We start from the raw sequence: 24,277 nt of genomic DNA, 5'->3' as shown, positions 1-24,277 counted from the left end.
TCACACATGGGTGAGGTCGATTTTGTTTAATTCCTGCCATTCATAAAACTTTTTTCATTGTTGGTGAATAAACTTGAATCACACGGTACATAATAACACTTGAAGCGGATGATACTGCTTCTGAAAACGGAGAAGGCTTACATCCCCATAAGCTCTTCCTCCGGTTTCTCCTCTCCCTTTACTTTTTTGTTTCATCTCGTATGGACAAAAAAGCGGGGCTGCCCAAATGGGCGGCCCTATTTTTTTTTTTGCAGACGGAACAAGTTTTCATCCGAAATGATTCTTAAGTGGAAAAGTTCTTCTACATAATCCGCTTTTATATAAGGTATTCCATCCATTATTTTCAATAAATTGTTACCTATCCCAAAACTTTCTTCATTCATGATAAAAGTAGTTTCGTCTACAAAGAAACGATACGTCGTGTCGGGCAGTTTCACACGATAGATTTTCCCAGGTTCAATTTCGGTAATATCATATCTGGCAGAAACAGCCAGTTCATTCAACGGAAAGTACGTGGATCCTTGATAATGGAGGACTTTTTCTGTGAGTTCCGTCCCCTCTATTATTGCTTTCTTTTGATGGTGAAAATATAGCAGGAGACTTTCCCCACGATTTTGTTCTTTAAAAAAAGTGGTCTCTAATCCGTAAACTTCTGATAGTGTCTCGTCGAGAAACTTAGAGATATCCGTTACCTCTTCTTCAGCCAAAAGCAGCCGTTTCCAATCGGAGAGTTGTTCGTCACTGAGACTAGTAAGGATTTCTTTTGCTACCGATGTCCCTTTTTGATGAAATACATCTTTCATTACCTCCGCTTCCCATGAAGTTTCCACATCAGCGATTGATTTTATGTGAGAAGATATGTATTCCGCTTCTAACGCCTTTATATCATGTCCTTTTGTCGTCAGGTACGCATTTTCAATACGTACCTCGGGACGATCGAGCTCTACAATTGCTGGGCCTGTGAGCGATAGAAAATTTTTCAATTCACTTCTAGTTGAAGCAGAAAGGCTTTCTCCTTCTGCAACTGTCACCACACTGTTTCCATAGTGCCACACTTTCTCCTCCATCGGTTGAAGGAGTGGCATCGGGCCATTGCTCTGCTCGAACTCCAAATATCGAAGGTTGTCCATAACGATGTCACTACTTTTAGAAGCTGGTGCCACCCATGTGGATTCTATATTATTGTAATCTTCTAATGTTAGCGTATAGGGAGGATCCACCTTTTCTCCATTTCCTTCAAGTTCAAGCATCCAATCCATAAGCACATTGGTACTTGCCAACGGGATGGCATACTTAATAGTGACTGTTTCTATCCTTTCAAGGTTCATTTGAGCTTTATTTATGATTCTACAAGTACCATTTCCATTAAATGTGCACTGAAGATCCCTTGCCTCATCTGGAAGCTGCATCGAGTATTTCCCTGGCCGTAATGAATCATATGTAAAACCAATGTGGACCTGATCCTCTTTGATTGCCATCCCTATATCCAAACGGAGGGGTGGCTCTGAATTATCCACAGCGTTGCCCTTGGCATCACTCCATTGATAAAAAAGAAGGAGAGTCGACAAACTGACAAGTAAACTCAGCGGTATCCATAGTCTCTTCATCGAATCATCTCCTTTATATCGGAATTTACAGGGACAGGATTTCGTGCTACGTTTATTTGGAGTAATGGATAGTATAAAAGGAGCGTACATCATCTATGATACAAAAATTCATTGAACTTGGCGAAGGTTATGCGGATATTTATGAGTTAGTCGACCTGGGCAGCCGGATGCCGGAGAGGATCCAGCATGCGATTGCCTTCTATAGTGAGAAAAACGGCAAACCTGTCGCATCTCTGTCACTCGTGATGAAGCCCGCACACACGGACAAGTTCCAACCTATTTATATTTGCCGTGAAGGGATTCCCAACCCCCATGAACAACCTAATCAACGGTTCGATCTTTATAAAAAAATGGTGGAAGAGGCCGGTAAAGAGGTTAGTGAATTCACCATCAAACCATCCAATCTGTTCCCTGAAACAGAATTGTTTTATCAACACTTGATCGGCATCCTCCGTATGAATAAGTTCATCGCACCACTAAGTTGAGACATGAATAAAGGTTCAAGGAACAAGAGCGCTTGACCCTTGTACCGCTTTTTCTGATAAATAACAGTAACTTCTAATATCATGAATTTCCTTCAACTACAAAAAAAGCGCCAGTCCAAACGACGGCGCTTTTCCTATTATTATAAAAGAATAGAATAGGCACACTTACTACAAAAGCAATGAAACGTCCCACTTTTTTAATAAACGAGCAAAATAAAACATCATTCAAAATATCAAGTATCTTAGAATGGATTGGTGATCCGTATTCAACCAATGCTTTGCAAATAAATATGGAGTGAGTAATATTTAATTTAAAAAAACTATATGGCAAGAGGCGATTGGGAGCGGGAGACTCTGCGGGAATAGAGTGCATGGTGAGACCCCCACGACGCACTCACCGCCCCCGCGGAAAGCGACTCGCTCCCCATCGCCCCTTTTACTACATAAAATTAAAGAGCGCGTCTTCCACTATCATCTGCTTAGATTCCCATTTTGTAGTCGTATTGTTTAGCTTTGTCGGGTTTAGCATTTTCATAATCCGTCCGTATATCTGGTTTATAAGATGGAACGACATGGGAAACGAATGGTAAACGCTCAAGCTTTTCCATTTTATAATCAATATCTTCCTGGTTAACGTACAATAAAGCATATTTCATTCTTTTGGATGCATGGATCAAGTGCCCATGCTTCTTAATTTGTCTAATGTTTTTCATATGTTGAAAGTAAACGATAAGTCCTTGTCGCTTCGTCCTATTCATAATATCTCTCTACTCCCCATGGAACTAGTATGTTATGGACAGTTTACCAAATGTCAACGCTCGCGGCAATGAAGAAAGGTGGAGTTGACCGTGTTAACCGATCACGAACGTGCTTCCCTTGTATTTGAAGAACTATTAGGAAAGTCGGAAGTATTTGCTGAAGTAGAATGTAAAAAGATAGCTGGTATTCCGTTTGTTTACTTATGGCCAGAAAAGGACAGTAGCAGGGAACAAATAGAACAGTCTCTGAAATGGTGTGCATCAAAGGCGATGAAAGGAAAACGCCTGACCCTTGCGATGAGCTTTGTACGCAAGAATCAGACGCTCTATGTTTACCGTGTTCGTTTTCTGGTGCCACAGCGGAAAATGTTCTGCTGCGGCAATCTATGTGAGGACTGCATCCGGTTTACAGATCCGTAAGATTAAGAAGCACACCCACAACTTCCACCACTTCCGCAACCTCCGCTGCATCCTGTATCCGTAAGCGCCATTCCGTTCTTAGGCACTTTGATTTGTTCACTTACACTGAAAGCGACACTTTCGCTGATTTCATCCAAAAGTTTCTGGATGTTCCGTTCCGCTTTTTTGAAGTGGGCCACGGTCTCATGCATGTCCATCTCCCTTTTGACGGCACGGACTTTCTTCATGATGGTATTATAATCCGGGTGATACCTGCCAAACCGTTGGACGTCTTCATAGTGTTCTTTCATGTTGGCAAAGTCTTTTATAAGTCTCTGCGCCTCTTTATCATTTTCAAGAGCTTGTTTAGCCTCTTGGTATTGCTCCATAGTCTCTGAATGCATGACCATTTGGCCGATGGATTCAGAACAGTCTAGTAAATCAACAATCTCCATGGTTGCTAACATATAACATGTCCACCTCCATCTCTTATTTTACCAAATAGAAAGGCAGATGGAAATGAGAGATGTTTTCCACCTGCACAGGATTCAGTAATACGGATATTCCATTTCTTTCTTGCCTGATTCCTTTTTGACATTTGTGATCAATTGTTGGAATTGCCCTATTGCCCCGTTCAGTTCATCGATCTGGCGGGAAACCTCTTCCCAATTAATATCTTCCATCAAGGCAGCCAAATGTTTAATCCAGTCCTTCTTGGCTTTTGAAGATTCTTTTTTCACAGAAGGCAGCGAATCCCAAAAAGGGTCATCCTCCCCAAGAATCATGTATTTTTCATAATAGCTTTGGATCAGCTTATGATTTTTCCTCAACTGCCCTTTCACTTTCGGGTTCCGATCAACAAAATCTTTGAACTTTTGGACACTAGGGTGTAATTCATTTGTACTCATCCCTCTACACCTCGCAGTTAGAACTACAATATAGCCTATGCAAGGTACGTCTGGGCGTTCATGGTACTGTTAAGAAATTCTGAGTATAGTACCTCTGATGGACACCGACGCCAAGGTGTGTATAGTCTGGATCCAACAAAGCCTTTCTGTGCCCTGGGCTGTTGAGCCAACCATGGACAGCAGCTGTTGCATCGACATACTGGGAAGCGATATTTTCCCCTGCCCTTATATAGCTGAGTTCCCCTAAGCGTTCCTTTAACCCGTCGCCATTTTGGGAATAATGGGAGAAATAGTTGTGTTCATCCATGTCCCTGCTGTGTGAGAAAGCGACTTCCCTCGCCCCTTCATGAGATGTAAGGGCATCCAACCCGTTCTGAACGCGTAGGTTATTGGTGATGGAGAAAATTTGGGCTTCCATACCAGATTGCACCTCCTCCCATTGTGTGGAGGTCAAAGATTCTTGCTGCGGAAGAGAGCCACGATATATGATTTTATACGGCTGATGCTTAAGAAGGATGTCATTCCGGACCATGCGGATTGCGAATACTTTCTCTGTAACGTTATCGATGTATAATTGTGCAGACCAACGATCACTAAGGGATATTACCGGGCGCTCTTTCAAGTCTTTTTCTGTAAGTTCAAGGGTGTATGCTCCTTCACTTTCCAACCGGTAAGACTCTTGCAAAGAAAATCGCTCTTTAACATCCTTGTACTTATCGCCGATTTTCACTTTCCCCTCTTCCGGATGAAAAAGCACACCCGTGACTACTTCATCGTTCTGAATCCCCAGCTGCATTACCACTTGATTTTCCTCTTCATATACCCACCACTCGTAACCATACTCGCTAGGTTCTGTTCTTGTGGGCTTTCCGATCTCTTCTAAAATTTCCATGGATGGACGACCTCTGATGGAAAAGAAAGGCAATCGACTTTCCTCCTGCTCCAGTTTTCCGACCGTTTCCACGGAGGGTTCATCTGTTTGAACAACAATTGGTTGATCAACCGCAGGTCTTCCTAAAAGGAACCATGCCCCGCTGCATGTCATAAGAAATAAGAAAAAGAAGAAAATTTTTTTAGTCATATCTAACTCCTCATTGGACTTTGGTTATATGGTATGTATAAGCTTTTTATAGGAAGGCTATGATTAGAAATAGTGAAAAAGATGCATGGATTCTGAAAATATCACTATAAACCGGTTGTTCTTCTTCTATGAGAAAACAGCTGAATCACGACTGGATTGACCGGATTACCTATAGGAGCCGGGATTGTTTACTTTTAACTCGGATTCTTTTTATAAAAAATAGAGCCTGCAACAAAGCAGACTCTATTAACATTTAGTGAAGCTCAGGACGCTCGGAAATATCCTGTAGAGCGACACCAGCTGCATGATCGGACATCTTTTCTGTAGACAAATCGCCCAATGAAATGATTCCGGAAAGCTTACCATTTTCAACTACCGGAAGACGGCGGACTTGATGCTCAGCCATGATTTTACTTGCTTCTTCCAAGGAACTATCAGGTGTACAGCTGTACATACGGTCACTCATTACCTGTTGAATTGGGGTAGAGTCGGGTTTTTTCGCTGCATACCCGCGGATCACGAGGTCACGGTCTGTTACCATTCCCATCAAATTACCTTGATCGTCACAGATCGGAATCGCGCCAACATTTTTTTCCTTCATCATAGACGCTGCGTCACTCAATTGATCATTCGTATGGCAGACAGAAACATCACTAGTCATAATATCTTTTACCGTTTTCATGAAAGATCCTCCTTTTTAAGTCATGATCATTGTTTATTGTCCCCTTTTTGGTGAATTTATTACATGCATCCCCAAACCTTTTATAGTATAATGGAAAGGGAATCACAGATATTAAGCATATGAAAAGACAATGGTCAAACAAATTGCAACCAGCATCTTTTCATACTAAAATAAGGAAAGATACATATCATTTTGCGAGGTGGACAGTAATGAAATTAGAAGGCACTGGTATAGAAGGTCTTGTCGTTGACATTAAACCTTTGACAGAACTTATGGAAAGAAATGGCTTCATCCTCGGTGGTTCATGGGACTATGAACGCGTAACTTATGATTATAAATTGAACGCACCGGAAAAAAACATCACTTATTACATCCGAATCCAAGGATTTGCTTTGGAAGGTGACGTAGATAGTGGAGATGCGGTTGTCCGTTTGATGAAACCGCTATTAGGACGTCACTACTATCCACACGGTGTAGAATATGGCCACCAGGAAGGCTTTTCTGAAAATATCATCCATAAAGCAAAATCACTTGTTAGTAAAGTAAGTGAACCTGCAAAACAATATCATAGTCAAGTTCCTGAACATGTGGTATTAGACAAGCTCAAAAAATGGGCCGAAGAAAACGAAAATCAGGAAGTCCTGCAAAAAGTCGAGGAGCTTTCCAACAATCCTGAACGCCGTTAATAATTTGCCCGGCCTTACTTTTTAAAGGCTGCATGCACAAGTCGCACATCATTGTATGGTGAGCGACTTTTTTAAAATTGAACATAGATCATATTTATTTTCAATAGGTTTATGGGGAAAGGAGACCTATACATACATTGTTCCGTTATCTTTCAAAAAAGCAATGGATTTTAATCCTGTTAGCCATTTTATTGATCGTAGCAGGTTATTTCATCTTACCGGTATCGATTCCACTAATCTTAGCTTTTGTAACGGCACTGTTTTTAAATCCGACTGTCCGGTTAATACAGTTCAGATTTCGAATCAACCGTAAGATGTCTGTAACGATCGTCTTCCTTCTGTTTCTCGTTTTTCTCGGGTTACTAGGAACGTTCGCTGTGACGAGGGCGGTTACGCAAATCGTACAATTAGCAGACAATGCACCACAATATATCAACCAGATCAATAATGTATTGCTTGACTGGGAAAAACACATGGCAAGTTTTTCACAGACGATGCCAAAAGAATTCGTTGATAAAGTCACAAATGAAATGATGAATGCCGTAGATCGCACAACAACTGCCATTTCCGAAAAACTGCAGCTCTCGAATATTGCGGCTATCGCAGCTAAAATCCCTGAACTGCTCGTAAGTTTTCTCGTTTATTTAATTGCTTTGTTCCTATTCATGCTGGAACTTCCCCGTCTGAGAGATAAAATGCATGATCAACTTACAGAGGCATCATCAGAAAAAGTGAAATTCATGAACGCACGTCTTTCTTACGTGGTGTTCGGTTTCCTGAAAGCACAATTTCTTGTCAGTATCATCATATTCGTCGTCTCTCTGATAGGCTTGTTATGGATTGCTCCTGATGTTGCTTTGATCATGTCTCTCATCATTTGGGCGATTGATTTCATCCCAATCATTGGATCGATTGTCATTCTAGGTCCATGGTCTATTTACATGTTCATCATCGGCGACATCGCTATAGGTACTAAGCTTGGTCTGTTAGCAATCATCCTGTTGGCCATCAGGCGTACTGTCGAGCCTAAAGTCATGGGACGCCATATCGGCCTCTCTCCGTTAGCAACGTTGATCGCCATGTATCTAGGTTTACAGTTGATCGGTCTTCTCGGCTTCATCCTTGGCCCCCTTGTGGTGATAGCTTTCAATTCAGCGAAAGAAGCCGGCATTATCAAATGGAACTATAAACTCTAAGTCCAATATTTATTCAACTATATGGCAGTATTCCGGAAGACTCGATTTCGAGATGTTTGTGGGAGTTTAAGGGTCGTGGGGGAAGGACTCGCTTTCCTGCGGGGGAACTGGCAAGCCTCCTCAGGCTAAAGCCTTGCGGGGTCTCGCCTCGCTCCTTCTCCCACGGGAGTCTCCCCCTTCCCCCACGCCCCTTGCCATATAAGTTACTCGAAATCGCTTGCGTGAGAACCTGCCCTATTTGGGAGGATAATCAGGGCTTAACGCCTTAGCTATAGCATTTTCAGCCGCCAAAGCTCCTACTTTTAAAAGGTAGTTTCGAGAGCTTCTTACCGTATGGTGGCTGGAAAACAGGGAGACTCCCGCGGAATGGATTGGCTGGCGAGACCCCGCAGAGCTTTTAGCTCGAGGAGGCTTGCCGCCATCCCCGCAGGAAAGCGAGCTGTTTTCCAGCCACCATAATCACTTACTAAAGTCTCGAAACTGAGTGTTCAAGATAAGAGAGCTTATGTGGAAGGGTTACGAAAATAAAAAGCGTCTGAAGCTGTTGCTTCAGACGCTTTTTATTTACCTTCTTTAAATGAATCTTCCTTTTTATGGACAGCTTTCTCTTTTTTAAATACAAGAATATCCTGACTGCGGCCCGTATGATTAAAACCGTTGTTAATTAAAACTTTTTGTGAAGGAATATTATTCTTATCACACTGGGCTTCAATCCCTTCCACCTTTTTCTCTTTAAACGCCCACTGACAGAGTGCCGATACTGCTTCCGATGCAAAACCGAAATTGCGTTCTGATGCAACAACATGGTAACCAATTTCTACATTTCCATTGTCATCGGGCCTTCCTTTAAACCCGATATCACCAATTACGTGTTCCCCTGCTTTATCAAGCATAACCCAGGGTCCAAAGCCGATTTCATCAGGATTGTTTTCCAGACGCTCTGCATACATTGGGAGAAGCGCTTTCAATCCGTCATGCGGCCAATTTTTGTTCCATGGCAGCTGGTACTTGTAATAAAAAGCGAGTGAGTTCTTCATCAACGTTTGCGAAAGATCGAGAGTTATCGGGAACAACTGTAGTCTCTCTGTTTTCAATTCCATTCGTGGTCATCCCTTTCCTTTATGTATATGGAAGTCCCATACACTTCTTTATACCTTTTTCAAAAACTTGTTAAACAAAAAACAACGAATCCATTATGATTCGTTGTTCTCGTTCATGTCCCGAATATAGCTTTAATCATACTTGTTGTTGTGCCACCGTCATAAATGATATAAAGCAGTAAATAAACAGCAACACCCGTGATGGCAGTGCAAAACCATATGATACTTGTAATAGGACCGATTTTACGATGCTTTTTTATATTACGTTTAAAAGCTAATGTTAGGGTTACTAACCCAAAAACGGCACCTACTGTTGCTAAAAAGATATGGAAAATTAAAAAGATCGTATAATATATTTTAATATCATCCGGTCCACCAAAACTCGTATTTCCTACAAAAACGGTACGGCTCAGGTAGATGATGAAAAATGTTAATGCACTGATTGCGGCTGCTATCATTACTTTTCTGTGAGATTCGCGTTTGTTTTTGACAATCAATATCCACCCGAAGGCAACAAACACAGCACTCACGACGATGAACAACGTGCTTAATGTCGGCAATAATGGCATACCTACACCTCTTCTCCCTTTAACACTCTCTATGAATCTGTCTGTACTTGAGATGGAAGCGGATCGATTGTGTCACGCTCCCGATTAAACCAACTGAAGAATATATAAGCGATGATCGCTCCGAAGATGACCTCTTGTGTCACTTTCATTATAATACCACCCAATTGCTGATCTTCGATTAATGGCATTGGAGTGAAATAGTTCGGACCACTTAAACTTGCAGAAATTCCATTCAACACATCTGCCGGTACACAAAGGCTCATCGCTTGCATCCAGGCCCCTGCCTCCGAATACGTTTCATAAAGCGGTGACCCCGCAAAAATGATCAAACCACAAGCAGGAGTAATAAGTACACCATTAGCAAATATAAAACCGATTTTCAATATCGGACTTAACCTGTCGATGCGTTCTAAAGGTGGGAAAACGGAAATCCACATACAAAACGCAGTGAAAAGTATAACCGTTGTAATCACCGCATGGGCTATTTCACTTGATTTTGTAAAATCAAAAATGACTGGCATATGATACATGGAAAAAAGAGCATTAAACAATAATAATGCTATAAGCGGTCGTGTTAGTAAAGTTAATACTGCCTTCAACCCTTTCATTTCAAATACTTTCTCCCATATCCATGTCGGCAGCCCCTTGATGATAAGTATCGGGAACAGTAAATAATAGATTGCCATCTGGGTCATATGTGCCGTAAACATGATATGTCCCAGCAGATCAACTGGTGATCCTTTTACGATGTATAACAACAGCATCCCTGTATAAAACATGAACTGCTGCGCCCCACTTGGTCGATCTGTCCCTTTTTTACGACCTGGGCCTGTAATATAAAAATATACAGCGGATAATAACAAAACAAAAATCAAATAAAATGGACTCCACAAGGCCCGAAAACCGAATATTTGAAGTTCTAACCACATTGGTGTCTCACCCCAGATTGTTGATTACTTGTACTTCTCCATTTTACCTAATTATCGCCAAAAAAACGAGCATCCATAAGGAATAAATGGCATTGTTCATAAATTAGTCAAAAGTGGATGGCATTTTAATGACGAAAAACTTATAGAACATCTGCTTATAGCTGTGACTTATGGTAAGATTTCCGCCCCATTTCCTGATTTTATTCGTCCATTTTTGAATCCACCACCAACCAACTATCTGCCAAATATAGAAAAAGACCGGAAGCCCGGTCTTTTTCTATTTTCTATTCAATTACCACCATACGATGGAAACGAACGTAATGATGGTCAGGCCGGCAACTGCAGCCCCACCGTACATCATCATTGCCACCATATCATGCCCTTTGTTCTTCATATGCATGAAATAGTAAAGCTGGAAAGCAACCTGGACAACAGCCAGAATAATCAGAGTCGGAATGACGAAATAGGAATTGATTTCCATGATGACCATTCCGAATGCGATCAATGTGAACAGAATCATCAAAGCAAATGTGAGGACCTGTTGCTTCATTTCCTCGCGGTGTTGTTTCTTTTCAAATTCTCTTTGATGTACTGGCTTGGAATGTGTGTTATCTGCCATGGATTAACCCACCTTTCCCATAAGGTACACGACTGTAAAAATGAATACCCATACAACGTCGATGAAGTGCCAGTAAAGGCTTGCGATATAAAACTTCGGTGCGTTGTACAAGTTCAATCCACGTTTTTGGTTACGGATCATAAGAGTAACAATCCAACTTAGCCCGAAGAGAACGTGCCCTCCATGAAATCCTACAAGTGTATAGAATGCGGATCCGAACGCAGAGGAGCGGAACGTGAATTCGTAATGGTGAATGTAATGATAGAACTCATAAATCTCCATACCGAGAAATCCTAGTCCAAGGACTACTGTAATCCCTAACCAAAGCTGCATCTTTTGGAAATTATGGTTCTTCATGTGATACATCGCATAAACACTTGTTAAAGAACTTGTCAGCAGGAGCATTGTCATAATGAAAACGAGCTCCAGACCGAACAAGTGCTCTGGCGTATTTTCCCCTTGGGTGGACCCATTCAACGCAAGGTAGGTACCAAAGAGACTTGCGAAGAGTACAGTCTCACCGCCTAGGAAAAACCAGAATGCTAAAAATTTGTTTCTGCCTTCAAGGGTGGCTTTTTCAGGATCATGCGGCATCTGTTTTGGGTTGAGTACATCTTCAGAGCTCATTATTTGCCAGCCCCCTTCTTAATATCTTCTTCCAGGTCTTCTTTATGAATATGATGACCCAGATCATCTTTCACGGAACGCGTCAACATGGATCCAAGTGTTAGACCCATACCTGCAAAGACTGCGATCAACCATACTGGATCGTCCACCTGGTAGATGAAACCGAAGCCAGCAATGAATGTACCTAAAGAAATTGTAAACGGAAGAATTGAGGCATTCGGCATATGGATGTCACCCAATGGCTCTGCTGGTGTCATGCCTTCTTTTCCATCCATCTTCTCTACCCACAATGGATCCAATCCACGTACAAGTGGGGTTTGAACAAAGTTATAGTGTGGAGGTGGTGATGGTATCGACCATTCAAGTGAACGACCATCCCAAGGATCTCCGCTTACTTTCTTCTCTTTTACAGATGTGTAAATAACGTTGGTTAAGAAAATAATCGTACCAATCGCCATCAGGAATGCACCAATGGTACTAATCAAGTTTCCTGTGTCAAGTCCTTGACCTTCCATGAATACCCAGTAACGGCGAGGCATACCCATCAGCCCTAAGAAATGCTGAATAAAGAATGTAAGGTGGAAACCGATGAAAAATGGCCAGAAAGCAAGCTTCCCGAGTTTTTCGTTAAGGACCTTACCGAACATTTTCGGCCACCAGTAGTGTAAGGCCGCAAATAGACCAAATACCACACCACCGACGATTACATAGTGGAAGTGTCCAACAACGAAATAAGTATCATGATACTGATAGTCTGCTGCAGCTGCTGCAAGCATAACACCTGTCATTCCACCAATAGTAAAGGAAGGAATGAAGGCAATAGACCAAAGCATTGCTGAAGTCATCTTAATCTGTCCGCCCCACATAGTGAACAACCAGTTAAAAATCTTAATACCTGTAGGTACAGCAATCGCCATTGTTGCTACGGCGAAGATTGAGTTAGCAATAGGTCCCATACCTACCGTAAACATGTGGTGAGCCCATACCATGAAACCGAGAAAACCGATTAATACGGTTGCGAATACCATGGCTGAGTACCCGAACAAGCGTTTTTTGGAAAATGTTGAAAAGATATCACTGAAAGCTCCGAACAACGGAAGAATCAAAATGTAAACTTCCGGGTGACCGAAAATCCAGAATAAGTGCTCCCAAATGATTACGTTACCACCAAGACCTACATCAAAAAACGCTGAACCAAACATGCGGTCAAACATCATAAGGAATAGTCCTACTGTCAAAGCAGGGAATGCGAATAGAATCAAAGTACTTGTAACGAATACCGACCATGTAAACAGAGGCATTCGCATGTAAGTCATACCAGGTGCTCTCATATTGACGATGGTAACCAAGAAGTTAATTCCACCTATCAAAGTCCCCGCACCGGATATCTGTAACCCCATTACATAGTAGTCTACCCCATGACCTGGTGATGTCGTAGATAACGGAGCGTAGTTTGTCCATCCAGCATCCGGCGCACCACCGGTAAACCAGGATACGTTCAGCATTAGTCCACCAAACAAGAACAACCAAAACCCTAAGGAGTTCAAGAATGGGAATGCTACGTCCCTTGCCCCGATCTGTAAAGGAACAACGGCGTTCATAAGTGCAAAAATAAGCGGCATGGCTGCTAAGAAAATCATCGTAGTCCCATGCATTGTAATCATTTCATTGTAAAGCCCAGCGGAGATGAAATTATTGTCCGGTTTCATCAACTGGATTCGAATTATCATGGCTTCGAGCCCACCGATTAGGAAGAACAACCCACCAGAGACTAAGTAAAGATGTGCAATCTTCTTATGGTCCACTGTTGTCAAGTAATCCCAAATCATAGCGCCGAGCCCACGTTTTTGTGCTACTGCAGTACTCACGCTTTAACCTCCCTTTTCAACCTCTTTCTCATAATTGTTTACTCTTCGGCGTTTTGTACCGGAAGTTCTGTACCTACATCAGAATGTTTCAATTCCAGTAGATAATCAGCAATTTTACCCGCTTCTTCTTCCGTGACAAGTTCAGATGGCATGGAGTTACCAGGCTTGACCTCGTCAGGGTGAACGATCCAATCTACAAGGTTTTCTTTTGAAGGCTCTAAAATTCCGGCAATCTTTTCACGGTTACCGAAGTTACCCAAGTTCGGTCCAACACCAGCCGACGCGCCACCAATAGCGTGACAGCTCATACAATTATTGTTGAATAACTCCTGGCCTTCCTGAGCAGATGCCGTTTCAGGTGTCGCTTCTGGATCGATGTTTTTCATGTCTTCCACCCATTGATCATATTTATCCGGGCTGACAGCGACTACTTTGAAATACATCAAGGAGTGGGAAGGTCCGCAAAGTTCAGCACAGAATCCTTCATACACGCCTTCTTCATACGCTTCTAAGTACATTGTGTTCATGTTTTCTCCAGGATTTGTATCCATTTTCCCTGCAATAGCCGGGACCCAGAAGGAGTGGATGACATCACTGGACTTCATGTTTAAGTATACCCTTTCATTTGTCGGGATGTAGAGCTCCTGACTTGTAGAAATCTCCTCATCGGAGTAGTCGAACTGCCACCAATACTGGTTTCCGGTGACATCAATCGTTATAACGCCTTCATCTCCTTGCGTCGATTGATCAGCAAGGTCGAAAGTCGCTTGCACAGTAGGGATAGCCAATACAAGCAAAAGGATGATCGGGATTACTGTCCAAATCACTTCCAGCGCCTTGTTCCCTTCTGTCTGTTTCGGAACGATATGTTCCTGTCCCTTCTTCTCACGATAACGGAGAAGAACGAAAGCATAAATGGCCATAACGATTACGAATACGAAAATCATTATCGCAATACTGATCAACATAAGATCAAATAATAATTCCGAGCCATAACCTTTAGGCTTCAGTGCACTGATGTTTTCAATACCGCAACCGGTAAGAAGCATTGTCAAAGCACCGAAAAGGAATAACGAACGGAATTTACCCATCCAACCTCTCATGAGTGATACCTCTCTTTCTCTTGTAGTACTTTTTATTTTAGAAACTGACCTCCCGTAAGGAGGTCAGTTCTTTAAAATGGGAAAGGCAATGTGACGATGACCATCATGAAGAACATAATTGTCAGGTAGTTCAAAGAAAAAATGAACATCCATGTCGCCCATTTATAATCGTCTTTCATAAAGAATCCAGCAATCCCAAGAGCTAACCACCCAATGGAAAGCACATAGGCTGTAATGAGAAAAACTGTCCCTAATGATGCTAAATAGATCGGTAATGGTAGCAGACAGGCAACATAAACGACAATTTGCCGCTTTGTCATCTGAAACCCGTGAACGACGGGGAGCATAGGGATCCCTGCAGCCTTATATTCATCTTTCTTTTTCATAGCTAACGCCAGGAAGTGCGGCGTCTGCCAGATGAACATGATCAAAAATAAAATGATTGCTTCCAGTTGTAAGCCAGGATCAATCGCTGCCCATCCGATTAACGGTGGCACAGCCCCTGAGAAACTTCCAACAACGGTATTGATGGTGTATTTCCTCTTCGACCACATCGTATAAAGCACGACATAGACGAACCAACCAAACGCTCCCCACACAGCCGCTTGCCAAGTGGTAAAGAGCAAAGTGACAAATCCCAGGATCGAAATGCCGATCCCTAACATTTTTATAAATGATAAAGACATCGTACCTGTCACGGTCGGACGGTTACTCGTTCGTGACATGATCGGATCAATGTCACGGTCATACCAATTATTGAGCACGCAACCACCTGCTATTACGAAAGCGGTTCCGAGCATTGTCAGCAAGAAAGTGACCCACTGGTCGAAGAATGATGTACCAGTGAAATGGATCGCGAGCCAAAACCCTGCAAAAGTGGTAATCAGGTTAGAATTGATGATTCCTACTTTAATCAGGCTTTTTATATCAGCTAGCAAAGAATGATTATTGCTATTTGTGTGGATCATTTCTGTAGAAGCAGACTCGACTGTTCTCGGATTGTCCATCGTATTATCTTCCTCCTTCTACACCCCCGTAATACTACACATTTCTTCAAATTATTCTGTGTAAGCAAAGGGCTGTTTCCATCCTTGCATAAAGGTTCATGACAAGAAACATCAAAATAATTGTATCATGTAATTGTTTTTCTATCTATTTAATGTAAACAATTTTATTTATTTGTGACAACTTTGTGAAGGGCTTACTCCCTAGTATCTACCATTCTTTGACTTTTTAACAGGGAGGCTGATCACTCACTGCCAGCATACAATTTTCTACAATAAAAAGCACACCTTTATATTTCTAGCAAACACCAGGTAACATTGCAAGCTTTTTTAAGTTTTGAGTTGGATTCTTAGCTATTGAAAGGTAAAGAGGTGAGTGGTTATCGGAGAGGCTCTTCACCCATTTCTGAAAAAAATGCTTTCACTGAGTAGCACATCGCCCCGTTCGGGGAAGAAAAGAGATTGGAAACCAGCAAGGGGACCCCTTTAAGGTCCTTGATCGAACAAAAAAACAAGGGTGTAAATCTATGATGATTCCACCCTTGTTTTTTCTATGATATAGCAACTTTCATTTTACTCCCTTTTGAGCCTGTCATTCAAATTCGATCAATAAATCGCCAACATGAATAGCTTCATTATTATCCACGTAAATGTCTTTGATGACGCCATCGAAAGGTGCCTGGACGGTCGTTTCCATTTTCATCGCTTCTGTAATCATAAGATGGTCGCCTTTTTTCACTTTTTCCCCTTTAGATGAGAGGACTTTAATAACTGTACCAGGCATACTGGCACCAATATGCTTGCTATTTGCTTTATCCGCTTTCGGACGTTGCTGGACGGAAGCTTTCACGTTTTCATCCTTCACCACGACTTCCCGCGGCTGGCCATTCAATTCAAAGTAGACGGTACGTGTTCCGTCAACCTGAGGCTCGCCGACAGAAACGAGCTTCACTATTAATGTCTTTCCTTGTTCGATTTCCACTTCAATCTCTTCTCCGAGTCTCATTCCGTAGAAGAATGTCGGGGTATCAAGAACAGACATATCGCCATATTGTTCCCTGAATTTTTGGTGGTCCATGAACACCTTAGGATATAAAGCGTAGCTAATCATATCGAAACTTGTAACCTGTCTGTCCAACTTATGAAACAGTGTCTCTTTTAAATTGTTGAAATCAACAGGCTCTAACAGCTCCCCTGGTCGAACGGTGATCGGTTCGCGGCCTTTCAAAATGATCCGTTGCAGTTCTGCAGGGAAACCTCCGAACGGCTGCCCTAGATACCCCTGGAAGAATTCGACAACACTGTCCGGAAAGTCCAGCGATTCACCTTTTTCATAAATATCATCTTCATTCAAATCGTTTTGAACCATGTATAAGGCCATATCTCCAACAATTTTGGAGGATGGAGTTACTTTGACAATGTCTCCGAACATGTCATTAACCCGGCGATACATCCTCTTCACTTCATCCCAGCGCTGGCCAAGTCCCACTGCTTTTGCCTGTTGCTGGAGGTTACTGTATTGACCGCCAGGCATTTCATGTTCATATACTTCCGTGTGTGGAGACATCATTCCACTCTCAAAGTCCTGATAATATTTTCTTGTGTCTTCCCAGAAATGACCGAGCTTTTCATAAGCTTCTATATCCATCTTCGGCTTGCGTTCATTATTCTCCAGTGCATAATAAAGGCTATTGGCACTCGGCTGGGACGTGAATCCAGCCATCGATCCTGTTGCTACATCGACAACATCGACGCCCGCTTCGATCGCCTTTGCATAAGTGAATAATCCATTGCCACTCGTATCATGTGTGTGAAGGTGGATCGGAATATCGACCGTTTCTTTCAAGGTGGAAATCAACTGATAAGCAGCCTGTGGTTTCAACAGTCCAGCCATGTCCTTGATTCCAAGAATATGAGCACCAGATTCCTGCAGTTCAAGCGCTAATTTTTGATAATAGGCAAGATCGTACTTCGGTCTGCTGCTGTCCAAAATGTCACCGGTATAACACATCGCTGCTTCTGCAACTTTCCCGCTCTCCCGTACAGCTTCTATGGCAAGTTTCATTCCTTCCACCCAATTGAGGCTATCAAAAATACGGAAGACATCAATGCCGGCACTAGCACTCTTCTCTACAAACTCACGGATAAGGTTATCCGGGTAATTTTTATAACCGACAGCATTCGAAGCACGCAGCAGCATTTGAAAAAGTACATTCGGTGCTTTTTCCCTTAACTTCAACAATCGCTCCCATGGGTCTTCGTTCAGGAAACGATAAGATACGTCGAAGGTTGCTCCTCCCCACATTTCTAATGAGAAAAGATCAGGTAAGAGGCGGGCGGTTGGCTCTGCGATATTTTCCAGATCTTTTGTTCTGACTCTCGTTGCCAGCAAGGATTGGTGAGCATCTCTAAAGGTCGTATCCGTTAATAACACTTCATTTCTTTGCTTCAACCAATCTGCCAGTCCTTCAGGGCCTTGCTCATCTAAGATTTGTTTCGTACCATCCGGCACCTTTGCTGACCGTTTGATTTCTGGAATTCTAGGTTTTGAATATGTAGGCTTCTTCCGATTTCCATACCCTTCAAAACCGTTTATTGTCCGATCAGCAATGTAGGAAAGCATCTTCGTTCCCCTGTCTTTCCGCTTAGGGAAGACAAATAACTCTGGGGAGCGATCGATAAACATCGTATTATATTCGCCTGAAAGGAATTGTTTATGCTGGATGACGTTTTCCAAAAATGGAATATTCGTTTTGATTCCCCTAATCCGGAACTCTTTCAAGTTACGCACCATTTTATGGGCAGCCTGATCAAAACTCAATGCCCACGTGGACAGTTTTACGAGTAAGGAATCATAATAAGGCGAAATCACAGCTCCCTGGAAACCGTTTCCTGCATCCAATCGGACTCCAAATCCTCCGCCGGATCGATAGGCCATAATTTTTCCTGTATCCGGCATAAAATTATTCAACGGATCTTCCGTCGTTACACGGGACTGGATGGCATATCCGTGTGTCCGGATCTCCTCTTGTTCAGGGATAGCAATACGATCACTATGTAAACCATAACCTTCCGCTACAAGAATTTGAGTCTGGACGATATCCACACCTGTAATCATTTCCGTGATCGTGTGTTCTACCTGGACACGAGGATTCACTTCTATAAAAAAGAATTCATCCCCTGTGACGAGAAATTCAACCGTTCCTGCATTGATGTATTTAACATTGTCCATCAGCTTGACGGCTGATTGGCAAATGGCTTCTCTCACTTCCTCTGCCAGGCTGACACTGGGAGCGACTTCCACCACTTTCTGATGTCTACGCTGGACAGAGCAATCCCGTTCATACAAGTGAACGATATTCCCTTCCTTGTCCCCGATGATCTGCACCTCAATATGCTTCGGTTCTTCGATCAATTTCTCCACATAAACTTCATCACTTCCAAAAGCTGCCCGTGCTTCAGAACGGGCTCTATCGTAAGACTCTTCAAGAGCATCCGCACTTCTGACAACACGCATCCCTCGTCCTCCGCCGCCCATTGCTGCTTTGATCATCAATGGAAAGCCATGTTGTTTACCGAACTCACGAATTTCTTCTAACCCGCTAACAGGTCCATCGCTCCCGGGAATGACGGGTATTTCTGCTTGCACTGCTTGGTCCCGTGCCTTCACCTTATCTCCAAACATGTTTAAATGATCACTCGTCGGGCCGATGAATGTAATCCCTTCTTCTTCACAACGCCGGGCAAATTGAATATTTTCAGATAAAAATCCGTAGCCTGGATGTATTGCATCCACGCCCACACTTTTTGCTATTTCAATGATTCCTTCAATATCAAGATAAGCATCAATAGGCTTTTTACCTTCTCCGACCAAGTAAGCTTCATCTGCCTTATATCGGTGATAAGAGCCTGTATCCTCTTGAGAATAAATGGCGACAGTGCGAATGTCCAATTCTGTACACGCGCGAAACACACGGATTGCGATTTCCCCACGGTTCGCGACTAAAACTTTGTTGATCTTTTTCGTTTTTGCCATGATCCCACTCCCTGATTGTCTATATTTTAGGAATTTGAACGCTCCGTTATAGATTTTCGCCAGGGATTCTCAAAATTCCTTCTTATCTGACAATTAAAGTTATGGAATCACAGATATCATAAATTTTTAAGTAATGAGACCCAACTCCGACGCTGCTTTAGGGTAATCGGTTGTCACAACTTTCCCCGCGCTTCATAAAAAGAGGAACAGGAGTTGAAGAAACTTAGGAACTACGCGACATAAAGCAATAAGCACAGAAATGTACTTATCACGCCTTCCACATCGTAATTTTTAACTTTTAGGCAAATAAAAAAACTCAAATCACAACAGGAATCGTCGTAATTTGAGTTCTCATATTATGACTTTTGTGCAGCCTCATGCAAAACGTTCAACTGTTTTTCAAGGTTATCCAAAAGTGCTTTACCTTCTTCGTCGCTGATTAAATTCAAGCGGACCGCAAAGTGAATTTCGCGGGATAAACCGAACATCTGTGTATCTAAAACTTCTTCGTATAGTGGACATTGAGGCATCGTCAGGTTGTCCATCTGTACTTTTATCAACCTTAATATCTTATCAGCGTCAGCTTTTAGAAGGGCATAGGCTTTCTCTCGATGATCCACAGCCACATCAGACAACATCAAAATCCCCTCCGATATACAAGTCTTTCTTCTACTCATCTTACCGTTTAACGGGATAAATTGCAAGATGGAATAAACGAATCAAAAAATCGACAAATCGTAACGATTCGATAATGTCTCAAGTAATTTCAAGCCGACAACACTGTTCCCTTTTTCATCAAGGCTTGGACCGTAAACGGCTATTCCCCCGAAATCGTTCAAGGAAGCTAACACAGAGCCTGAAACCCCACTTTTAGCCGGGATTCCAACCTTTATAGCGAAGGAACCAGATGCATCATACATGCCACATGTAACCATGAATGTTTTGCAAATCCGCGCTAAATGCCTCGGAATGATTCGCCGTCCTGATTGGATATCCTTTCCACCGTTAGCTAAAAGCGCTCCGATTCTTGCCAGCTGACAAACATTTACTTCTATGGCGCATTGTTTCGTATAGGCATCGAGCGTCTCTTCAACACTTCCAGTTACAATTTGGTGCTGTTTCATATAGTAAAGCAAAGACCGATTTAAAAATGCGGATTCAAATTCGGACGTGGCTACCTCTTCATTGTAACCGATGGTAGAATCATCCGTTAATTCATGGATGAAGCTTAGTAACCTTCCTACTTTTTCGTCAGGTGTATCTCCGTGAATCATGTTGGTGACAGCCAGCGCCCCTGCATTGATCATAGGATTCAAGGGTTTTGACGGAATTTGTTCTAATCGGTAGATCGAATGAAAGGGATCTCCTGTAGGTTCCATCCCTACACGATCAAAAACATAGTTCTCTCCATTGTCCATCAGGGCTAGAGCAAGAGAGATGACTTTCGATATGCTTTGAAGGGTAAAGCGCACTTCCGTTTCCCCCGCTTCAACCGCATGACCATCAATATAATGAATAGCCACAGCCAAATCTTCTGGATTACTCCTCGACAAAGCCGGAATATAATTGGCAACTTGCCCATCATATGCAAAAGGCCGCACATTGTCCAACCAGTCCTCTAATACATTTGCGGTAATTTCTTTTATCAATGGATAGAGCCTCCTTTAATGAAATCGAATTCATTTTTTGCTATGATTTTGGATGGATGATTTTTTACTAATGGAAAGGTGGCTTCAGCCATGATTGTTCAAATAGAAGGTAATGTAAAATTCCCGATTACACTTGATCCCACTGTCTGGATCTTCGATGACAGAAAAAAGACGTTTTCAGAGATTTTTGAAGGAGAAGAAAACGAGACCGATCATTTGGAAGAAGATGAATTAAAACGTCGATCCACCCGATTCGACAGGGAGGTCTATCAACAAAAGATCAACCCGCCTGTCAATAAAAGCATCAACCGTTACGAAAAGCAGCGGATTTTGAAGGGGACCTTCCTGATGCCCTTAAAGCCTTTCCTACATACAAGTGAGCCACTAAAAGATGTAAAAAAAGCGACACTTGTCACACACGAAGGGGAAGAAATCGTTGACGCTGATGTTTTGGCCGAATCACTCCTGCATTTTTCTGAAGATGGGAAACCTCTTCAAGAACAAGGGCCGGTTCATCTTTATTTCAAAGATGGTTCCAACCGCTCCAATCCTATTAAGGGAATTAAAAAAATTGTATTACAGTAAACAATTGGGCAGCTGAGAAAGCTGTCCTTTTTGTATATTATCTACAAGCTGACACAGGCTATAAATAAAAAAAGTGGTGTTTCTTGTGAGAAAATTACTATTGTTTACATTCCTTCTTTTAATGGCTGCCTGTCAGCAAAACGGGGGCGAAGAGTCCCTGCTTGAAGAAAAGCAAACAGATTCGCATCTTAAATATGTCACCGATTCCGACCCGGTGGAAAGAAAAGATATGACAAACCAGGAGGCAGCAAGGCACTTAGCCAAACTTGCCGTCCAAGTGCCTGATGTCCATGATGCAACCGCAATCGTCCTTGGCGATAATGCTGTTGTCGGTATCGATGTCGACAAAGATCTCGATCGTTCCCGGGTAGGAGTCATTAAGTATTCCGTTGCTGAGGCACTTCAACATGACCCGTATGGAAAAAACGCTGCTGTTGTTGCCGATGCTGATGTTGTGGAACGGCTTCGCGGCCTTGGTGAAAAAATATCAGAAGGTCATCCGGTTGAAGCAGTGACAGATGAACTTAGTCAAATCATAGCCAGATACATGCCAGGCGGATCGATTGATGAAAAACCAAAAACAAACAACAACCAGGACTCCGTTCCAGAGAAGGAACAAAAAGAACTGGAAGAAATCGAAAAAGAACAGTCGAAACAACAATAATGTCTAATATCAACCAGTCCAAAAGCATAGGTGTTCTTGCTCTTCTACACAACTTAAGTAAGAACTGTCGCGTGGCCCGGATAGACAGTGGAAATGAAGGAGTACCTAAAAGACACGAAACAAATAAACAAACGGGAGTCGGTCTTTCCTTGAGGACGGATTGCTCAGGTCGCAATTGTCTGGGCCACGATGCTTGATAGTTACCCTCCGTATCACTAGCTCAAAATTAAATGTTCTTTAAGGCAACAGAAAAACAGCTAAACCCCTCAAGGGATTTAGCTGTTACTTTTTTCTAAAATTTCTCTTTCTTTTTCTGTTAACTCATTATAGTACTGGACACCGAATTGGGAACCCTCTGCTACCATTTTCGCATTATCCAAATTATCTTGATCTGGTTGTCCCGCTTCTTCAATCGGCATATCATCAGACTTACCAAGACTACCCTGGATGGACCGCGCCTTGTCCTTCACCTGCTGACGACTTTCTTCATCTTTAAGGCAATAAGCAAGTGTTCCTCCAGCAACTGCTCCAATGGCAGTGAAAATCCAACGCTTTCTCACAAAAATCATCCTTTCCTATTCTTCTGTAGTTACAATTCCCATTCCCATCCCCAGTCAAACGTGGAAACTTCATCTATTTTAAAAAAACAGAATATGTTAAACTATATGTAATCGAATGGAAAATAGAGGTGAAAAGATGCGTGTACAATGCGTGATATGCGATAAAGTTGAAAAAATAGATAGTTTTTGTCTACAAGCAAAACGGCTACGTAACCGGCAGATTCACACGTACATGTGTCAATCCTGCCACGACCGAATTGAAGAAAAGACGAACAAACGCTTAGCCACGGGTAATTTCCGTTTTAACAAAGAGCGAAAAAAAGAAAAGCATTTAAGTTGACAAAATAGTGCAAGCGCCTTGTTCACCCCCGACAAGCTCAACATCTCGAGGGGGTAGACACTGACGCTGGACATCACTTCGATTAATAACCCCCCTTCCCGGAAGCCGGAAGGGGGGTTATGTTATGATGATTCGTTTTGCTGGCGAGCTCCCCGTTCTTTATGAAGGCGAAGCCGATAAATCCCGAGAATGAGTGCAGCCACGAGTAAACTCTCTGGAATTGGTAAATTCAAACCAAGAAACAGTGTAAGCACAAATGTTCCAATGATCAACACGGCATAGACGACAATGGTCTTCATCAAAGGTAGTTTTCTTGCAAAACCTAGTTTGAAAGTAATAATTGCCAGAATGACCGTAGTTAAGTATAGTAGCATGAAAGAACGAAATAACAACCCTACTTCGCTTTCATCATTTAAGTTAACTTCGCTGCCAAAGCCCTGAAAAAAGAAATCCGCAACAGGCCATAGATCTGTCGGGACTGGCAGTGTAGACGTATCAGTCATGATGTCCCTCCTCTTCGTTCCCCATTAATCTCTTTTCTATAATACTAGAAAGGTTTCCCGGATGCTACCCATGAAACCATTTTCATTATTTAGACAAATCCTTTATAATGGTCTTGAATAGAGGTGAGCCTTATGAAAAACATCCATATGAATAACGCAACACTAGCAAGTCTTGTCATTTTATCCTTTGTAGCTGTCGGCTTTGCGATCGGGCAGGAAATTTTCTGGCTGGCAGGTGTACTTTTCTTTTTAGGGTTTGCTCTAATGAGTGTAGGTTTAAGAAGAAAACGGAAACACCAACAACAAACATCCTGACCTG

27 protein-coding genes are annotated in these 24,277 nt (G+C 42.4%); 8 read left to right on the top strand and 19 right to left on the bottom strand.

Translation table 11 applies throughout. The annotated features are described in order from the left end of the window. Positions 1–236: 236 nt before the first annotated feature. Positions 237–1,607: a hypothetical protein gene (locus BMZ58_RS10600; protein ID WP_075036531.1), complete on the bottom strand. Its 1,371-nt coding sequence runs from the start codon at positions 1,605–1,607 to the stop codon at positions 237–239. A gap of 95 nt (positions 1,608–1,702) precedes the next feature. Between BMZ58_RS10600 and BMZ58_RS10595 the strand changes: the two genes are divergently transcribed. Then, positions 1,703–2,092 carry a DUF7147 family protein gene (locus tag BMZ58_RS10595; protein WP_075036530.1) on the top strand — a complete coding sequence of 130 codons (390 nt, stop codon included), beginning with the start codon at positions 1,703–1,705 and terminating at the stop codon, positions 2,090–2,092. Positions 2,093–2,571: 479 nt separating this feature from the next. Here BMZ58_RS10595 and BMZ58_RS10585 read toward each other — a convergent pair whose 3' ends face one another. Continuing rightward, positions 2,572–2,850, bottom strand: a complete 279-nt coding sequence (locus BMZ58_RS10585; protein ID WP_075036528.1) for a YlbG family protein — start codon at positions 2,848–2,850, stop codon at positions 2,572–2,574. A gap of 90 nt (positions 2,851–2,940) precedes the next feature. Between BMZ58_RS10585 and BMZ58_RS10580 the strand changes: the two genes are divergently transcribed. Further along, positions 2,941–3,270 carry a hypothetical protein gene (locus tag BMZ58_RS10580; protein ID WP_075036527.1) on the top strand — a complete coding sequence of 110 codons (330 nt, stop codon included), beginning with the start codon at positions 2,941–2,943 and terminating at the stop codon, positions 3,268–3,270. Positions 3,271–3,272: 2 nt separating this feature from the next. Here the strand turns inward: BMZ58_RS10580 and BMZ58_RS10575 are convergent, their stop codons facing one another. From BMZ58_RS10575 to BMZ58_RS10560, 4 genes are all read right to left on the bottom strand, one after another. Then, positions 3,273–3,716, bottom strand: a complete 444-nt coding sequence (locus BMZ58_RS10575) for a YlbF/YmcA family competence regulator (RefSeq protein ID WP_075036526.1) — start codon at positions 3,714–3,716, stop codon at positions 3,273–3,275. Between the two features lie 81 nt (positions 3,717–3,797). Beyond that, entirely contained in the window at positions 3,798–4,157 is a 360-nt protein-coding gene (gene ylbD, locus BMZ58_RS10570) for a spore coat protein YlbD (protein ID WP_075036525.1), read from the bottom strand. Between the two features lie 58 nt (positions 4,158–4,215). After that, the gene (locus tag BMZ58_RS10565) at positions 4,216–5,238 is read right to left on the bottom strand and encodes a CAP domain-containing protein (protein WP_083412683.1); all 1,023 of its coding nucleotides are present in this window, start codon (positions 5,236–5,238) and stop codon (positions 4,216–4,218) included. 253 nt (positions 5,239–5,491) lie between these two features. Further along, positions 5,492–5,920: a CBS domain-containing protein gene (locus tag BMZ58_RS10560; RefSeq protein ID WP_075036524.1), complete on the bottom strand. Its 429-nt coding sequence runs from the start codon at positions 5,918–5,920 to the stop codon at positions 5,492–5,494. A gap of 209 nt (positions 5,921–6,129) precedes the next feature. Between BMZ58_RS10560 and BMZ58_RS10555 the strand changes: the two genes are divergently transcribed. Together BMZ58_RS10555 and ytvI are read left to right on the top strand one after the other, a co-directional pair. Continuing rightward, positions 6,130–6,606 carry a YugN family protein gene (locus tag BMZ58_RS10555; protein WP_075036523.1) on the top strand — a complete coding sequence of 159 codons (477 nt, stop codon included), beginning with the start codon at positions 6,130–6,132 and terminating at the stop codon, positions 6,604–6,606. Between the two features lie 137 nt (positions 6,607–6,743). After that, positions 6,744–7,802, top strand: coding sequence for a sporulation integral membrane protein YtvI (gene ytvI / locus BMZ58_RS10550; protein ID WP_075036522.1), 1,059 nt, complete (start codon positions 6,744–6,746; stop codon positions 7,800–7,802). A gap of 560 nt (positions 7,803–8,362) precedes the next feature. On the opposite strand, the gene BMZ58_RS10545 is transcribed toward ytvI, so the two are convergent. From BMZ58_RS10545 to glsA, 11 genes are all read right to left on the bottom strand, one after another. Then, on the bottom strand, positions 8,363–8,902 hold the full coding sequence (locus tag BMZ58_RS10545) for a GNAT family N-acetyltransferase (RefSeq protein WP_075036521.1): 540 nt from the start codon (positions 8,900–8,902) through the stop codon (positions 8,363–8,365). 113 nt (positions 8,903–9,015) lie between these two features. Further along, positions 9,016–9,471: a DUF420 domain-containing protein gene (locus tag BMZ58_RS10540; protein WP_075036520.1), complete on the bottom strand. Its 456-nt coding sequence runs from the start codon at positions 9,469–9,471 to the stop codon at positions 9,016–9,018. Positions 9,472–9,500: 29 nt separating this feature from the next. After that, entirely contained in the window at positions 9,501–10,400 is a 900-nt protein-coding gene (gene ctaG, locus BMZ58_RS10535; RefSeq protein ID WP_075036519.1) for a cytochrome c oxidase assembly factor CtaG, read from the bottom strand. Positions 10,401–10,692: 292 nt separating this feature from the next. Further along, positions 10,693–11,019 (bottom strand): cytochrome c oxidase subunit IVB, encoded by a 327-nt coding sequence (gene ctaF / locus BMZ58_RS10530; protein ID WP_075036518.1) that lies wholly within the window; start codon positions 11,017–11,019, stop codon positions 10,693–10,695. Positions 11,020–11,022: 3 nt separating this feature from the next. Beyond that, entirely contained in the window at positions 11,023–11,646 is a 624-nt protein-coding gene (locus tag BMZ58_RS10525; protein ID WP_075036517.1) for a cytochrome (ubi)quinol oxidase subunit III, read from the bottom strand. Then, entirely contained in the window at positions 11,646–13,514 is a 1,869-nt protein-coding gene (ctaD, locus tag BMZ58_RS10520) for a cytochrome c oxidase subunit I (RefSeq protein WP_075036516.1), read from the bottom strand. Before ctaD ends, BMZ58_RS10525 begins: the two co-directional genes overlap by 1 nt. 38 nt (positions 13,515–13,552) lie before the next feature. Beyond that, positions 13,553–14,617 (bottom strand): cytochrome c oxidase subunit II, encoded by a 1,065-nt coding sequence (gene coxB / locus BMZ58_RS10515; RefSeq protein ID WP_075036515.1) that lies wholly within the window; start codon positions 14,615–14,617, stop codon positions 13,553–13,555. Between the two features lie 71 nt (positions 14,618–14,688). After that, positions 14,689–15,624, bottom strand: coding sequence for a heme o synthase (gene cyoE, locus BMZ58_RS10510; protein WP_075036514.1), 936 nt, complete (start codon positions 15,622–15,624; stop codon positions 14,689–14,691). Positions 15,625–16,213: 589 nt separating this feature from the next. Beyond that, positions 16,214–19,657: a pyruvate carboxylase gene (gene pyc, locus BMZ58_RS10505; protein WP_075036513.1), complete on the bottom strand. Its 3,444-nt coding sequence runs from the start codon at positions 19,655–19,657 to the stop codon at positions 16,214–16,216. Between the two features lie 356 nt (positions 19,658–20,013). Continuing rightward, positions 20,014–20,295, bottom strand: a complete 282-nt coding sequence (locus BMZ58_RS10500; RefSeq protein WP_075036512.1) for an Fpa/YlaN family protein — start codon at positions 20,293–20,295, stop codon at positions 20,014–20,016. 81 nt (positions 20,296–20,376) lie between these two features. After that, on the bottom strand, positions 20,377–21,306 hold the full coding sequence (gene glsA, locus BMZ58_RS10495) for a glutaminase A (protein WP_075036511.1): 930 nt from the start codon (positions 21,304–21,306) through the stop codon (positions 20,377–20,379). Between the two features lie 90 nt (positions 21,307–21,396). Between glsA and BMZ58_RS10490 the strand changes: the two genes are divergently transcribed. Together BMZ58_RS10490 and BMZ58_RS10485 are read left to right on the top strand one after the other, a co-directional pair. After that, on the top strand, positions 21,397–21,891 hold the full coding sequence (locus BMZ58_RS10490; protein ID WP_075036510.1) for a hypothetical protein: 495 nt from the start codon (positions 21,397–21,399) through the stop codon (positions 21,889–21,891). Between the two features lie 85 nt (positions 21,892–21,976). Next, a complete protein-coding gene (locus BMZ58_RS10485; protein ID WP_075036509.1) occupies positions 21,977–22,555 on the top strand; it encodes a YhcN/YlaJ family sporulation lipoprotein in 579 nt (192 codons plus the stop codon). A 275-nt stretch (positions 22,556–22,830) separates the two neighbouring features. Here the strand turns inward: BMZ58_RS10485 and BMZ58_RS10480 are convergent, their stop codons facing one another. Continuing rightward, positions 22,831–23,124 (bottom strand): hypothetical protein, encoded by a 294-nt coding sequence (locus tag BMZ58_RS10480; protein WP_341864781.1) that lies wholly within the window; start codon positions 23,122–23,124, stop codon positions 22,831–22,833. A 127-nt stretch (positions 23,125–23,251) separates the two neighbouring features. On the opposite strand from BMZ58_RS10480, the gene BMZ58_RS10475 reads away from it, so the two are divergent. Next, entirely contained in the window at positions 23,252–23,455 is a 204-nt protein-coding gene (locus tag BMZ58_RS10475; protein ID WP_075036508.1) for a YlaI family protein, read from the top strand. 122 nt (positions 23,456–23,577) lie between these two features. Here BMZ58_RS10475 and BMZ58_RS10470 read toward each other — a convergent pair whose 3' ends face one another. Then, positions 23,578–23,958 carry a YlaH-like family protein gene (locus BMZ58_RS10470; protein ID WP_075036507.1) on the bottom strand — a complete coding sequence of 127 codons (381 nt, stop codon included), beginning with the start codon at positions 23,956–23,958 and terminating at the stop codon, positions 23,578–23,580. Between the two features lie 147 nt (positions 23,959–24,105). Here BMZ58_RS10470 and BMZ58_RS10465 point away from each other — a divergent pair, with 147 nt between their 5' ends. Beyond that, positions 24,106–24,273 carry a hypothetical protein gene (locus BMZ58_RS10465; protein ID WP_244151533.1) on the top strand — a complete coding sequence of 56 codons (168 nt, stop codon included), beginning with the start codon at positions 24,106–24,108 and terminating at the stop codon, positions 24,271–24,273. Positions 24,274–24,277: the final 4 nt, after the last annotated feature.

Source organism: Halobacillus dabanensis (assembly GCF_900114165.1).
Taxonomy (GTDB): Bacteria; Bacillota; Bacilli; order Bacillales; family Halobacillaceae; genus Halobacillus; species Halobacillus dabanensis.
The sequence above is the reverse complement of the archived record's forward strand: the minus strand, read 5'-3'. Positions and strand labels throughout refer to the sequence as shown.

Bases quoted from the DNA above. Each gene is read 5' to 3' on its own strand.
- BMZ58_RS10475 (WP_075036508.1), top strand. From the start codon at position 23,252: ATGCGTGTACAATGCGTGATATGCGATAAAGTTGAAAAAATAGATAGT.
- BMZ58_RS10565 (WP_083412683.1), bottom strand. From the start codon at position 5,238: ATGACTAAAAAAATTTTCTTCTTTTTCTTATTTCTTATGACATGCAGC.
- BMZ58_RS10585 (WP_075036528.1), bottom strand. From the start codon at position 2,850: ATGAATAGGACGAAGCGACAAGGACTTATCGTTTACTTTCAACATATG.
- ylbD (WP_075036525.1), bottom strand. From the start codon at position 4,157: ATGAGTACAAATGAATTACACCCTAGTGTCCAAAAGTTCAAAGATTTT.
- ctaG (WP_075036519.1), bottom strand. From the start codon at position 10,400: ATGTGGTTAGAACTTCAAATATTCGGTTTTCGGGCCTTGTGGAGTCCA.
- ctaF (WP_075036518.1), bottom strand. From the start codon at position 11,019: ATGGCAGATAACACACATTCCAAGCCAGTACATCAAAGAGAATTTGAA.
- BMZ58_RS10465 (WP_244151533.1), top strand. From the start codon at position 24,106: ATGAATAACGCAACACTAGCAAGTCTTGTCATTTTATCCTTTGTAGCT.
- BMZ58_RS10480 (WP_341864781.1), bottom strand. From the start codon at position 23,124: ATGATTTTTGTGAGAAAGCGTTGGATTTTCACTGCCATTGGAGCAGTT.
- BMZ58_RS10500 (WP_075036512.1), bottom strand. From the start codon at position 20,295: ATGTTGTCTGATGTGGCTGTGGATCATCGAGAGAAAGCCTATGCCCTT.
- cyoE (WP_075036514.1), bottom strand. From the start codon at position 15,624: ATGGACAATCCGAGAACAGTCGAGTCTGCTTCTACAGAAATGATCCAC.
- BMZ58_RS10525 (WP_075036517.1), bottom strand. From the start codon at position 11,646: ATGAGCTCTGAAGATGTACTCAACCCAAAACAGATGCCGCATGATCCT.
- BMZ58_RS10470 (WP_075036507.1), bottom strand. From the start codon at position 23,958: ATGACTGATACGTCTACACTGCCAGTCCCGACAGATCTATGGCCTGTT.
- BMZ58_RS10575 (WP_075036526.1), bottom strand. From the start codon at position 3,716: ATGTTAGCAACCATGGAGATTGTTGATTTACTAGACTGTTCTGAATCC.
- BMZ58_RS10600 (WP_075036531.1), bottom strand. From the start codon at position 1,607: ATGAAGAGACTATGGATACCGCTGAGTTTACTTGTCAGTTTGTCGACT.
- BMZ58_RS10595 (WP_075036530.1), top strand. From the start codon at position 1,703: ATGATACAAAAATTCATTGAACTTGGCGAAGGTTATGCGGATATTTAT.
- BMZ58_RS10490 (WP_075036510.1), top strand. From the start codon at position 21,397: ATGATTGTTCAAATAGAAGGTAATGTAAAATTCCCGATTACACTTGAT.
- BMZ58_RS10540 (WP_075036520.1), bottom strand. From the start codon at position 9,471: ATGCCATTATTGCCGACATTAAGCACGTTGTTCATCGTCGTGAGTGCT.
- BMZ58_RS10555 (WP_075036523.1), top strand. From the start codon at position 6,130: ATGAAATTAGAAGGCACTGGTATAGAAGGTCTTGTCGTTGACATTAAA.
- BMZ58_RS10560 (WP_075036524.1), bottom strand. From the start codon at position 5,920: ATGAAAACGGTAAAAGATATTATGACTAGTGATGTTTCTGTCTGCCAT.
- pyc (WP_075036513.1), bottom strand. From the start codon at position 19,657: ATGGCAAAAACGAAAAAGATCAACAAAGTTTTAGTCGCGAACCGTGGG.
- coxB (WP_075036515.1), bottom strand. From the start codon at position 14,617: ATGAGAGGTTGGATGGGTAAATTCCGTTCGTTATTCCTTTTCGGTGCT.
- BMZ58_RS10545 (WP_075036521.1), bottom strand. From the start codon at position 8,902: ATGGAATTGAAAACAGAGAGACTACAGTTGTTCCCGATAACTCTCGAT.